Raw genomic sequence first — 13,391 nt, forward strand, 5'->3', positions numbered from 1 at the left:
AGTGACTTTTGCTGGCGGAGAAAATGAAAAAGTTGAAACCACCTGGAAATCAGGCGATCTCGCGGCCGAGCAGGCGGCTGGCGAGCATATTGCGGATGCGCCGGGCGATGGTGGCGCTGACTTGTTTGCGGTTGGAGCCGGCCCGGTAGTCCAGCGCCTCGCCGAAGCAGACATCGACATCAATTGCGCCGCAGGCAACGATATCCTTCAGATGCGGCACCAGTTCGATATCGCCGGGCCAGGCCGCAATCGGGCGATAATAGCGGCCCATGGCGATACCGTGAATGCGGGTATAGGCAACCGCGACGGGCTGCACATGCACGACGGCATCCGGCGTTTTCGGCAGTGCGGCAGCGGCGGCACCGAACAGAGAGGACTTGACCTCGAGCAGGCGATTGCCATCCGAGGTCGTGCCTTCCGGGAACAGCACCATGATTTCGCCGGCGGCCATGCGCTCGGCGATCTCGTTCACCTGGTCGCCGGTCTTCTGCTTCTGCTGGCGCTCGATGAAGACGCTCTTCTGCCATTGCGCGAAGAGGCCGAAGATCGGCCAGTCCCTCACCTCGGATTTGGCGATGAAGGCGACATCGGCAACCGCCGACAACACGAGAATGTCGAGCCAGGAAGAATGGTTCGAGGCGAGCATCAAGGGCCTGTCAGCCTCGAGCTTACCGACGACATGAATACGGACGCCAAGCCAATAGCAGACGATGCGATGCCAGTAGCGCGGCAGATACCGCCTGAGTTTCCAGTCGAAGCGCAGGCAAAGGATCTGCAGCGGCACCAGCACGAGGCTGACGACACAGATGACAATGGCGGCACAGCCGACGCGCAGCCAGGTCATCAAATCATTCGCTCCTGCACGACAGCCTTCACCTCAACCTTCGTCTTTCTTCAGCGGGATGCCGTAAAGCTCCAGCCTGTGGTCGACGAGTTTGAAGCCGTGTTCGCGGGCAATGCGCTCCTGCAGCGCCTCGATCTCCGGCGAATGAAATTCGATGACTTCACCGCTCTTGAGATCAATCAGGTGATCATGATGCTCTTCCGGCACCGTTTCGTAGCGGGAACGACCGTCGCGGAAATCGTGGCGGGCGAGCAGCCCGGCATCCTCGAACAGCTTGACGGTGCGATAGACGGTCGAGATCGAGATCTTCGCGTCCACAAGCACGGAGCGCCGGTAGAGCTCCTCGACATCCGGGTGATCCTCCGATGTCTCGATAATGCGCGCGATGACCCGACGCTGTTCGGTCATGCGCATGCCACGCTCGGCGCAAAGCTCCTCAAGGGATTTTACGGCATCATCCATCGATTGCTGTCTTCGGTCTATTGGACTGTGACAACGGACTAGCGAAGAACGCGCCGCATGACAAGCGCCGTCGACTTGGTACCATTGTCGTTGACGTAATAGGCCTTGCGCTCACCGACCGTCTCGAAACCAAGCTTGCGGTAGAGGCCGAGAGCCGGCTGGTTGCCGCCATCGACCTCCAGAAACATGGTTTCGCCGCCGCGATTGCCCGCTTCACGGAGGGCTGCCTGCATCAACCGCCAGCCGAGGCCCGAGCGGCCAAGCTTGGCGTTGACGGCGATCGTCAGGATTTCGGCCTCACCCGCCACATGCCTTGCCAGTACGAAGCCGGGAAGCGCCTTTTTCAGGATCGCATTGGTCTGGCGGGCGACGAAGCCGAAGGTCGTCTCCTGCGAGAGAAGATCCTGAAATTCACTTTCGTCCCAGACGCGGGAGAACCTTTCGCCGTGCAGGAGCGCCACCTCGACGCAATCCTTCAGCTCCATGGGGATGATTTCGTATTCGGCTTTCAAGGTGAGATAGGATTCGAGCATTTCTATTGCCTGGCAACTGCGTATCCGGCCTGCGGTCTGGCATCGGGTCCGCGAAGATAAAGCGGCTTCGGCTTTTCGCTGACAGGTTTGGCAGCGCCCAGCCGGGCGATGACGGCAATCGGAAATGCGTCTGGCCGCTCCGCTGGCGGCGCGTCGCTCAACCGGGCGACGGCGGTTCCGGTGACGATACCGTCGAAAGCGCCGGCAACTATCCGCGCCTCGTCGATCGTCACGGCCCGCGCCTCGTCCAGCGGGTCGCCATTGGCGTCGAAGCCCTGGAGATAGATCTCCTCGCGCTTCGCGTCGATGGCGGCCAGAACCGGCTTGCCAGGATTCTGATCTCGTGCAGTCGCTGCCATGACCTCGAGGGTCGTAACACCAACCGCAGGAACATTGAGGGAAAGTGCGAAACCGCGTGCGGCGGCAACGCCGATGCGGATGCCGGTGAAGGAACCGGGCCCGACGGTCACGACGACGCGTTCGATTGCCGAGAGCGCTGTACCGGCTTTCGCCAGCGCCTCGTCGACCACGTGCATCAAATGCTCGGCATGTCCCCGCCCGATCGTTTCCGTGACCTCCCCCATCACAGAATCACTGCCGCTATCATACACTGCGGCAGCGCAATCCACACCTGCGGTGTCGAGCGCCAGTACGATCATGTCAACTTATCCGAAACGTCGGGATTAAACGGCTTCGACTTCCTGCACTTCCGGCACGAAATGGCGCAGCAGGTTCTGCACGCCGTGCTTCAACGTCGCTGTCGAAGACGGGCAACCGGCGCAGGATCCCTTCATATTGAGGTAGACCTTGCCGTCGCGGAAGCCACGGAAGGTGATGTCGCCGCCATCCTGGGCAACGGCCGGGCGCACGCGCGTATCAAGCAGTTCCTTGATGGTCAGCACGATCGCCTCGTCGCCCTCATCGAAGAATTCGCCGCCGGCATCCTGTACTTCGGACAGAACCGAAGCCGAGCCCATGACGGGCTTGCCCGACATGAAATGTTCCATGATCGAACCGAGAATGGCGGGCTTCAGATGCTGCCATTCCTGCTCTTCCTTGGAGACGGAAATGAAATCGTAACCGAAATAAACGCCGGTGACGCCAGGGATTTCAAAGAGGCGAGCCGCAAGCGGGGAAGCCTCAGCTTCGTCGGCGCTGCGGAACTCGGCCGTACCGGTTTCCATCACCACCTTGCCCGGCAGGAACTTCAAGGTCGCGGGGTTCGGCGTCGCTTCGGTCTGAATGAACATCTTGATCTCCATGCGGCGGGCAAAACCCGGTCCCGACTTTAGAATATTTCAAAAGAAGATAGGCTTTTTGGCCAGTTTATTCAAGAGAGTGTTTCTCAAGAAATCGTCTGGCGCATCAGCTGAGTGCGTCGATTTCTTCGTTGGTCAACGTATCCGGCAGCACCGTCACGGGGATCGGGAAAGCTGCCGCTCGCCCGGCGACCGACGAAACCAGGGGACCCGGGCCCTCTTTGGCAGAACCGGCAGCGAGAACGAGAAGCGCAATATCGCGATCCTCTTCGATCACCGCATTGATCTGCTCGGCCGCCGCGCCCTCGCGAATGACGATTTCCGCATCAATGCCGACCGTCTCGCGGATGGTCTGGGCCGCCTTTGCCGTCACCGCTTCGGCTTCCTCGCGTGCCTCCGCCCGCATGATCTCCTCGACGCCAAGCCATTGCTGGAAGTCGCCATCGGGGATCACATAGAGGAGTACGAGGCCGCCATTGGAATTCTTGGCACGCCGGCCGGCATAATGGACGGCGCGCTGGCATTCCGGTGTGCCGTCGATGACCGCCATGAATTTGCGGCGATGACCTTCGAGCCGTGAGAGACGTTTTGAAACCATGAGGCGACTCAAACACCCGGAGACGGCGTTTTGCAAGCCCCCGTTTTTCGACGGGAGCCCTGCCCTACAAGATCATCAGTAGATGAAGCCGACGATATCCCGCACCTGCTTCATCGTCACGTCGGCGCGGGCGCGGGCGCGGGCGCTGCCGTCGCGCAGAACGCTATCGATATGGCCAGGATCGGCCATCAGGCGGCGCATCTCGGTGGTGATCGGCGAAAGCACGTGCACGGCAAGATCAACCAGAGCCGGCTTGAAGACCGAGAATTGCTGACCGCCAAATTCGGACAGAACTTCCGCCTTGGACTTGTCGGCAAGCGCTGCATAGATGCCGACCAGATTGTCGGCTTCCGGGCGGCCGGCAAGACCCTCGGCTTCGCTCGGCAAGCCATCCGGATCGGTCTTGGCCTTGCGGATCTTCTTCGAGATATTCTCCTCATCGTCGAGCAGGTTGATGCGCGACAGGTCGGAAGCGTCTGACTTCGACATTTTCTTTGTGCCGTCACGCAGCGACATGACGCGCGGCGCGGGGCCATCGATCAGCGGTTCGACCATCGGGAAATAGGCATGCACCGGCTCGTCGCCGACGGTGATGTCGATGCCATAGCCCGTGCGGCGAATATGCTCCATGTAGTCCAGATTGAACTTCATGGCGATGTCGCGGGTCAGTTCCAGATGCTGTTTCTGGTCGTCTCCAACAGGAACATGCGTGGCGCGATAAAGCAGGATGTCGGCGGCCATCAGGCTCGGATAGGCATAAAGGCCAAGGGAGGCCTGCTCGCGGTCCTTGCCGGCCTTGTCCTTGAACTGCGTCATGCGGTTCATCCAGCCGATGCGGGCGACGCAGTTGAAGATCCAGGCAAGTTCGGCATGACCCGGGACGGCCGACTGATTGAAGACGATATGCTTTTCCGGATCGATGCCGGCAGCCAGAAACGCAGCGGTGATCGACCGCGTCTGGCCCGGCATATCCTCATGCACCAGCTGGGCGGTGAGCGCATGCATGTCGACGACACAATAGATGCAGTCGTTGTTGGCCTGCAGCGCCACGAACTTGCGGATCGCGCCGAGATAATTGCCGAGATGAAGGTTGCCGGTGGGCTGGACGCCGGAGAATACGAGCGGCTTGAATTCGGTCATGTCGTCCTCGAAAGGCTTGTGGAGGGCCTAGAGCATGATGCCGAAAAGTGTGAGCGGTTTTCGGACGACATCATGCTCCACTATTTGATTCCAGAGCCGCGCTCGACCCTTGGTTTCGAGCGGCTTATGCACGGCAGACAGGCCGGGATCAAGAGGCTATGTCTTGGAGGCTCACGAAGAATGCTGGATCAGATCCCAGGTATTGCCGTAGGGATCGGCAAAGACCGCCACCGTGCCATAGACTTCATGGCGCGGCTCTTCCCGGAACCGCACGCCCTTGCCAAGCATCGCGGCATGATCACGGGCGAAATCATCGGTCTTGAGGAAGAAGCCGACGCGGCCGCCGGTCTGGTTGCCGATCACAGCGCGCTGGCTTTCATCGGCGGCTTGAGCGAGCAGCAGCGCCGCCCCTTCCGTGCCCTTCGGCTTGATGACAACCCAACGCTTGCCCTCCGGCTGCACTTCGTCCTGCAGGCACTCGAAACCCAGGCCGTCGCAATAGAAGGACTTGGCGCGATCATAATCATCAACGACGAGGGCGACGAGGAAGAGGGATTGGGGCATTGGAGGACTCCGGGAGCAAATAGATTTTGAGTATGCGGAGAGTGCGTACCCCCCTCTGTCACTTTCGTGACATCTCCCCCACAAGGGGGGAGATCGTTGGGAGTTTGCCGCAGATCCTACAAAAACAATAGGCTCAGATTCGATAGATGCGACCTTAGCTGATTACGCGAGGCTGTAACGTGTTACCAATCTCCCCCCTTGTGGGGGAGATGTCACGAAAGTGACAGAGGGGGGTACCATAGCCGAGGCATAAGCCGCCCTCTAATTTGCCCCTACTCCCCGCTCACGATCTCTGTGTCCGAAACGGGCTATGCCGGCTTGCGCTTCAATTTGCGGCGTATCATGCCCAAATCCACGCCGCCGATGATGAAGGCGACAACGAAATACACCACCATCGCAATCAATATGAGCAAGCCCAGAACGCCGGTTTTGGTCAGCAGCGACGAGCTCCCCCCCAGAAGCGGTTCCCAGCGATCAGCCAGATATACGATGACGCCGCCCATGACGGCGGAGGAGATGAGCAGCATCACAGTGCGGCGCGCCAGCGACCACTCCCAGGAAAGGTGTCCCCGACGATAGAGCGTGACGAAGAGCTGTACGGCGTTCAGCCAACCGGCAACCGCTTCGGCGACCGCAATGCCTCGTTCGGCCAGCACCGGGAAAAGCAGGATTGATAGCACCGAGTTGACGGCGACGGCGACGGCCGTGTAGCGCATCGGCGATTTCGTATCTTCGCGGGCATAAAAGCCGGGCTGAAGTGCCTTGATCAGCACGAAAGCCGGCAGGCCAAGGCCGAAGATGGCGAGGATGGAGCCGACCAGCTTTGTATTTTCCGCATTAAAGGCGCCGCGCTCGTAAAGCACGCGGATGATATCGTCAGAGAGAAGCCAGAGGGCAACAGCGGCCGGCAGGGTCAGGAACAGCACGAATTCGATCGAGCGGTTCTGGGTATTGGCGGCTTCCTCGATATGGCCTGACTTCAGCGAGCGGGCCAGTTCGGGCAGAAGCACGATACCCACCGCAACGCCGACGACGCCGAGCGGCAGCTGGTAGATGCGGTCTGCATATTGCAGGGCGGCGATCGCGCCTTCCTTGCCCGAGGCGATCGCCTGGCCGATCACCAGATTGATCTGGGTGACGCCGCCGGTGATGGCCGCCGGGATGGCAAGAAGCAGTAGCCGTTTGACATTGGGCGTGAAGCGCGGAAAGCGCAGGCCGATATTGATGCCGGCATGGCGCACGCCGATATAGACGACGGCCAGCTGCAGCACGCCTGCCACCAGCACCGACCAGGACAGGTACCAAGCAGTGGTCAGCGGGTCGGCGCCGTAATAGATTGCGTAAAACAGGGCGCTGATCATCACCAGGTTGAGGAAGATCGGAGCCACGGCGGCAGCGAAGAAATGATGCAGCGAATTCAGCATGCCGCTCATCATCGCCGTCAGCGACATCGACATCAGATAGGGGAACATGACGGCGGCCAACCGGACCGTCAGGTCGAATTTCTCGGCATCGTCGGCGAAGCCGGGCGCGATGACCCAACGCACCAGGAGCGGCATGGCCAGCTCCATGACGATGGTGATCAGCAGCAGAACGGAAAAGAGAACGCCGAACACTTCCTCGGAGAAGCGCTTCGCGCCCTCGATGCCGTTCGCCTCGATCTCCTTGGCAAAGAGCGGCACGAAGGCCGCGTTGAAGGCGCCTTCTGCGAACAGGCGGCGGAAGAGGTTCGGAAAGCGGAAGGCGGCATAGAACACGTCAGCCATCGGCCCGGTGCCAAGCGCTGCGGCCATCAGGGTTTCGCGGGCAAAGCCGAAGATGCGGCTGCCAAGCGTCGCCCCACCGACGGTGATGAATTTCTTAACGAGGCTCATGCGGCAGAACCGGCCTTCTTTTCGATATCTGACTTCTCGGCGGCAGCCGAGCGCGTGGCGGCAGGCGCGATGATGCCGGAGGGCATGCGTTCGCGCATCTCATCCTCCTCGCCCGCCATGACAGCCTTCAAGCGCGCGGTGATATTGGCCCGCTTGTTCTCGTTGGAGATCTTCTGCCCGACGAGATCGGTGACATAGAAAGTGTCGATGACCTTCTCGCCGAAGGTGGTGATGCGGGCCGACTGGATATCGAGCGAGAGATCCGAGAGAACGGCCGTGATTTCCGACAGCAGACCGGTGCGGTCAAGGCACTCGACCTCGATGACCGTGAACTTGTTGGAGAGGCTATTGGAAATGATCACCGATGGCGGGATCACGAAGGCCTTGTTCTTGCGGCGGTTCTTCGTTCGCGTCGCAATCACTTCCGGCAGCCGCTTGCGGCCGGCCAGCACGTCTTCGATCATCTTGCCGATGGTGCCCGCGCGACGAAGCTCATCGGCATCATCGGCGAATTCGCGGCTGACGTGGATGGTGTCAAGGGCTCGACCGTCGGCCGTCGTGAAGATCTGCGCGTCGGCGATATTGGCGCCGGCAGCCGCGCAAGCGCCGGCAATCACGGTCAGGAGACGCGGATGGTCGGGCGAGAGCACGGTGATCTCGGTGATGGCGTGGAAGCTGTCGGTGCGCACCATGGTCGCCAGCACCTTGCCCGACTTGTCGGTCTGGCGAATGAACTGGGTATGACGGATCTGGTCTTCCAGCGGCACGGACAGGAGATAGGGCTGGTAGTGCAGCTTGACGTAGGCCTCGCGATCCTTCTCGCTCCAGTCCGCAAGCGCATGTTCGAGCGCGTGGGCAGCGGCCTCGGCACGTTCCTTGCGCGACACTTCGGAGAAGCCGCCAGCCAGCAGCAGCTCGGTTTCATAATAGAGCGTGCGCAGCAGCTGGCCCTTCCAGCCGTTCCAGACGCCCGGGCCGACTGCGCGGATATCGCAGACGGTCAGGATCAGCAGCATCTTCAGGCGGTCGAGCGACTGCACCCGATCGGCGAAGTCGATGATGGTCTTGCGGTCGGTCAGGTCACGCGTCTGCGCAACCATCGACATTGTGAGATGCTCGGCGATCAGCCACACCACCAGCTCGGTCTGCTTGGGCGACAGGCCAAAGCGCGGGCAGAGCTTGCGGGCCACCTTGGCGCCGGCTTCGGAGTGATCCTCCTCGCGGCCCTTGGCGATATCGTGCAGGAGCACGGCAACATAAAGCGCGTCACGGTCCTCGATACCGGGCATCAGCTTGTTAGTCAGCGGATGAATATCCTCCGCCTTGCCCTTGTCGATCTCCGACAGCACCTCGACGGCGCGGATCAGATGCTCGTCCACCGTATAGTGGTGATACATGTTGAACTGCATCATCGAGACGATCTTGCCGAATTCCGGAATGAAGCGGCCAAGCACACCGGCCTCGTTCATGCGGCGCAGGATCAGCGCCGGATCGCGCTTCGACGTGAGGATGGAGAGGAAAAGACGGTTCGCCTCCTCGTTCTCGCGCAGATCGTTGTCGATCAGGCCGAGTGAGCGGGTGACGCGCTTCAATGCATCCGGATGGAATTCCAGTCCGTTGATGTCGGCAACGAAGAACAGGCGGATGAGACTCACCGGGTCGCGCTTGAAGACATCAGGATTGGCAAGCGCGATGCGGCCGCGATCCTCGACAAACTCGACGGTGCCGGGGATCTTGCGCGAGCGATTGGCAAAGCGGCTGATGACGCCGGTAAGCCCCGGCGTCGCCTTGGCCTGCTGATCCTCAAGTGCTGCGCAGAGGATGCGGGTGAGATCGCCGACATCCTTGGCCACAAGGAAATAGTGCTTCATGAAGCGTTCGACGGCGGAAAGGCCGGGGCGGGCGTGATAGCCGAGCGCGGCGGCGATATCGCGCTGGATATCGAAGGAAAGCCGCTCCTCGGCCTTGCCGGTCAGGAAGTGCATGTGGCAGCGCACGGCCCAGAGGAAGTCCTCGGCCTTTTCGAACAGGCGATATTCCTGCTTCGAGAGCACGCCAAGCTTCACCAGCTCGACGGGGTCACGGACGTGATAGTAATATTTCGAGATCCAGAACAGCGTGTGCAGATCGCGCAGGCCGCCCTTGCCTTCCTTGACGTTGGGCTCGACCAGATAGCGGGTGTCGCCGGCCTTGCGGTGGCGCTCGTCGCGTTCGGCCAGCTTGGCGGCGATGAATTCCGGACCAGTATTGGTGACGATCTCCTTGTCGAAGCGCGCCTCCAATTCCTTGGCAAGCGGCGCATTGCCGCAAATATAGCGGGTCTCGAGAATGGCGGTGCGCACCGTCATGTCGGACTTGGCCTCGCGAATGCACTCTTCGACGGTGCGCGTGGCGTGGCCAACCTTGAAGCCCATGTCCCAGAGCATGTAGAGAATGAACTCGACCGCCTTATGCGTTTCGCTGTCCGGTTTCGGCTGAAAGAGAAACAGAAGGTCGATATCCGAGCCCGGCGCCAGCGTATCGCGGCCGTAGCCGCCGACGGCAGTGACGGAGAAGCTACCGGCACGCTTCGGAAAAACGTGCTGGACGGTGAAATCGTAGATGACCGTGATGATCTGGTCCTGCAGCCAGGAAATGCGGTGGGCGCAATCGAGCCCACTGCCCTGGAAGGCCAGCAGGCGGCGCGCCTCTTCTCGTCCCTCCTGACTTGCCTTCTTCAACAGGGCAAGCAGAGCGGACCGCTCCTCGTTCTTATCCAGATTGCGCTTGGCAAGAGCCTCGCATTCCGCTCTCAGCGAGGGAACGTCGAGAATAGCCGGAAAATCGATGTCATGCATTTCCATGCTCTGCCGACCGGATTCCTGTTCGTTGACCACGGGCCACTGGCGGCGCGCCTGTCTTTTCGTCTGCATGCGCTATAGCCTCTTTGCCCGGCGATTGACACAGGCAATCTGCACCGAAATTCCCATAATCCAGCCTGAGCCGAATCCATGATCTCAGGATTTCTATCGGGTCAAGGTTGACGAAGCGTGACGGCAATCGATGCAGAAACCGGCAGTTTTAGGGCCTCGGCATATCCAGCGCCCGTCTAAGCTCGTTCAAGCTATGTAGTATGTTTCGCGACTGGGCACCAATCTGCATGACCATTTCGCGCTCGCATTCCCAATAGCCGGCCTTGGCGATCTTCGAACAGATGTCGGAAATGCGGCTGCAGGACAGAGCGATGTTCAGAAGACCGCGATCGGACTCGCAATCCGGCGGCTCGCCCTCGCCGCAGATCTTGCCGCGAGCGGCGATGGGAGAAAAGCGATCGGCCAATACGCGGACCTCGGAGAGAAGATTTTCGATATGCATCCTAATGTCCCTGGAAATCGCTTTCGGTCAGCCGGCCTTGGTCACAGTTTTCTTCAGCTCGTAGAGCACATCGAGGGCGCCGCGCGGCGTAAGGTCGTCGAGGTCGAGCGTCTTCAACCTCTCTTCGACCTTGGACGGCTCGCGCCGGCCGACGGCCTCCTCGCGGCGAACCGCGACCTGGAAGAGCGGCAGATCATCGATGAGCTGGCTTGCCGGATTCTTACGGTCCGCATCCTCGAGCCGCGTCAGAACGTCGCGGGCTCGCGCCACCACCGATGCCGGCAGGCCGGCAAGCCTTGCCACCTGAATGCCATAGGAGCGATCGGCAGCCCCCGGCCCGACCTCGTGCAGGAAGATGACGTCACCATCCCATTCCTTGACGCGCATCGTCGCATTGGAGAGCCGCCCGAGCTTTTCCGACAAGACCGTCAGCTCATGGAAATGCGTGGCGAAGAGACCGCGGCAACGATTGGCCTCGTGCAGATGCTCGACGGCGGCCCATGCGATCGACAGGCCGTCGAACGTGGCGGTGCCACGGCCGATCTCGTCGAGAATGACCAGCGAGCGCTCGGTCGCCTGATTGAGGATCGCCGCCGTCTCGACCATTTCGACCATGAAAGTGGATCGGCCACGCGCCAGATCGTCGGATGCGCCGACGCGCGAGAACAGCCGGTCGACAATGCCGATATGGGCCGAAGCGGCGGGCACGAAGGCACCCATCTGCGCGAGAATGGCGATGAGCGCGTTCTGGCGCAGGAAGGTCGATTTACCGCCCATGTTCGGGCCGGTCAAAAGCCAGATGGCGCCATCCTTGCCGTCCGATGTCGGCGAAAGGTCGCAATTATTGGCGACGAAGGGTCCACCGGCCTGACGGCGCAATGCCTGCTCGACGACCGGATGGCGGCCGCCCTCGATGGCGAACATGCGGCTCGCGTCGACAAGCGGGCGGCAATAGGCCTGCTCCTCGGCCAGCAGCGCAAGGCCGGCCGCGACATCGATCACCGACAGCGCACGAGCGCCGGCCTTGATCGCTTCTGCATTGGCGACGACGGCCGCGACCATCTCGTCGAAAGCTTTCAGCTCGATGGCGAGCGCCTTGTCGGCGGCGTTGGCGATGCGGCTTTCGAGATCGGCAAGTTCGGTCGTGGTGAACCGCATGGCATTCGCCATGGTCTGGCGATGAATGAAGCGCGCCTTGGCCTCGGACGTATCGGTCATCGGACCGGCATTGCCGGCCGTGACTTCGATGAAATAGCCAAGCACATTGTTGTGCTTGATCTTCAGCGACTTGATGCCGGTTTCCTCGGCATATTGCAGCTGCAGGCCGGCGATGACCCGGCGTGACTGGTCACGCAGCGCCCGCACCTCGTCCAGCTCGCCATTCGCCCCTTCCCTCAGAAAACCGCCGTCGCGCTTCAGCAGCGGCAGTTCGTCGGCGAGCATGGCGGCGAGCAGTGCTTCGAGATCGGCGGGCAAGCCGCTGAGCCCTGCCGATGCAGCCTTCAATTCCTCAGGCAGGAGGGCCGAGCCGAGCATGCGGGCGACATCGCCGGCGGCACCGAGACCCTGGCGGATGGCCCAGAGATCGCGCGGACCACCACGATCGAGCGCCAGGCGCGACAGGGCGCGCGGCATATCGGGCACATGCTTCAACGCCGAGCGCAGATCGCCGCTCAGCGAAGGCTCCTCCACAAGAAAGCCGATCGAATCCAGTCGCTCGTTGATCCGCTGGGGATCGGTGAGCGGCGACATCAGCCGCTCGGCGAGAAGCCGGGCGCCACCGCCGGTAACCGTACGATCGATCGCCTTCAGCAGCGAGCCGTTGCGATCGCCGGAAAGCGTGCGTACCAGTTCCAGATTGGCGCGAGTGGCGGGATCGATGAACAGCGTCGATGCACCGCTTTCCCGCTCCGGCAGTCCGAGCGGCGGCCGTTCGGCAAGCTGGGTCTTTTCGACATAGGCGATAGCCGCTGCCGCAGCGGCGAGCTCGGCGCGGCTGAACGTGCCGAACCCATCGAGCGTCGATACGCCGAAATAGCGCGTGATGCGGCCTTCGGCGCTGGCGCTGTCGAATAGCACGGCAGGCTGCGGAACGGCGGTGCGGCCGAGAATGTCGAAGACCGGCTTCAGCTCTGGATCGTGGAACATCGTATCCGGCAGGATCAGCTCGCGCGGATCGATGCGCAGGATATCGGCAAGCAGCCGCGAAGCCTCGGTCTCCGCCAGCCGGAATACGCCCGTCGAAATATCGATCCAGGCGAGCGCCAGCTGCGGCTCGGCACCGCCGCGAATGCGCGTCAGCGCCATCAGATAGTTAGATTCCGAGGGCGAGAGCAGCTTTTCCTCGGTGATCGTACCCGGCGTCACCAGACGCACGACATCGCGCCGAACCACCGACTTGCCGCCACGCTTCTTCGCCTCGGCCGGATCTTCCACCTGCTCGCAGACGGCGACGCGAAAGCCCCGTGAAATCAGCTTCTGCAGATAGTCGTCAGCGGCATGAACCGGCACCCCGCACATCGGGATATCCTGGCTCATGTGCTGGCCGCGCTTCGTCAGCGTGATGCCGAGCGCGCGCGACGCATCGATGGCGTCCTCGAAGAACAATTCGTAGAAATCGCCCATGCGGTAAAACAGGAGCGAACCGGGATTGTTCGCCTTGATCTCGATATATTGCTCCATCATCGGAGTCGCGGATGCGCGACTTTCCTCCGAGGCAAGCTCGGCGGCCGAGAAAGCATCGACGCTGTGGGTTTTACGTTC

12 protein-coding genes are annotated in these 13,391 nt (G+C 61.3%); all 12 read right to left on the bottom strand.

All coding sequences use genetic code 11. The features are described from left to right. Positions 1-49 precede the first annotated feature (49 nt). Positions 50-847, bottom strand: a complete 798-nt coding sequence (locus BSK43_RS07215; protein WP_077468556.1) for a 1-acyl-sn-glycerol-3-phosphate acyltransferase — start codon at positions 845-847, stop codon at positions 50-52. Positions 848-877: 30 nt separating this feature from the next. Continuing rightward, positions 878-1,306 carry a Fur family transcriptional regulator gene (locus tag BSK43_RS07220; RefSeq protein ID WP_068397613.1) on the bottom strand — a complete coding sequence of 143 codons (429 nt, stop codon included), beginning with the start codon at positions 1,304-1,306 and terminating at the stop codon, positions 878-880. Between the two features lie 38 nt (positions 1,307-1,344). Further along, entirely contained in the window at positions 1,345-1,839 is a 495-nt protein-coding gene (locus tag BSK43_RS07225; protein WP_068397615.1) for an N-acetyltransferase, read from the bottom strand. 2 nt (positions 1,840-1,841) lie between these two features. Further along, entirely contained in the window at positions 1,842-2,498 is a 657-nt protein-coding gene (gene tsaB, locus BSK43_RS07230; protein WP_077468555.1) for a tRNA (adenosine(37)-N6)-threonylcarbamoyltransferase complex dimerization subunit type 1 TsaB, read from the bottom strand. 24 nt (positions 2,499-2,522) lie between these two features. Continuing rightward, entirely contained in the window at positions 2,523-3,089 is a 567-nt protein-coding gene (locus tag BSK43_RS07235; protein ID WP_068397948.1) for a NifU family protein, read from the bottom strand. Positions 3,090-3,204: 115 nt separating this feature from the next. Beyond that, positions 3,205-3,696, bottom strand: coding sequence for a universal stress protein (locus BSK43_RS07240; RefSeq protein WP_077468554.1), 492 nt, complete (start codon positions 3,694-3,696; stop codon positions 3,205-3,207). 75 nt (positions 3,697-3,771) lie between these two features. Further along, positions 3,772-4,836: a tryptophan--tRNA ligase gene (gene trpS, locus BSK43_RS07245; protein ID WP_077468553.1), complete on the bottom strand. Its 1,065-nt coding sequence runs from the start codon at positions 4,834-4,836 to the stop codon at positions 3,772-3,774. 171 nt (positions 4,837-5,007) lie between these two features. After that, positions 5,008-5,400 carry a VOC family protein gene (locus BSK43_RS07250; RefSeq protein WP_077468552.1) on the bottom strand — a complete coding sequence of 131 codons (393 nt, stop codon included), beginning with the start codon at positions 5,398-5,400 and terminating at the stop codon, positions 5,008-5,010. Positions 5,401-5,708: 308 nt separating this feature from the next. Beyond that, positions 5,709-7,274: a murein biosynthesis integral membrane protein MurJ gene (gene murJ / locus BSK43_RS07255; protein ID WP_077468551.1), complete on the bottom strand. Its 1,566-nt coding sequence runs from the start codon at positions 7,272-7,274 to the stop codon at positions 5,709-5,711. Continuing rightward, the gene (locus BSK43_RS07260) at positions 7,271-10,186 is read right to left on the bottom strand and encodes a [protein-PII] uridylyltransferase (protein WP_077468550.1); all 2,916 of its coding nucleotides are present in this window, start codon (positions 10,184-10,186) and stop codon (positions 7,271-7,273) included. The genes murJ and BSK43_RS07260 overlap by 4 nt, the downstream gene beginning before the upstream one ends. 148 nt (positions 10,187-10,334) lie before the next feature. Beyond that, positions 10,335-10,628: a hypothetical protein gene (locus BSK43_RS07265; protein ID WP_068397638.1), complete on the bottom strand. Its 294-nt coding sequence runs from the start codon at positions 10,626-10,628 to the stop codon at positions 10,335-10,337. 27 nt (positions 10,629-10,655) lie between these two features. Continuing rightward, positions 10,656-13,313: a DNA mismatch repair protein MutS gene (gene mutS, locus BSK43_RS07270; RefSeq protein ID WP_246662519.1), complete on the bottom strand. Its 2,658-nt coding sequence runs from the start codon at positions 13,311-13,313 to the stop codon at positions 10,656-10,658. Positions 13,314-13,391 lie beyond the last annotated feature (78 nt).

The sequence above is a fragment of the Rhizobium sp. P44RR-XXIV genome (assembly GCF_001999485.2).
GTDB lineage: Bacteria > Pseudomonadota > Alphaproteobacteria > Rhizobiales > Rhizobiaceae > Rhizobium.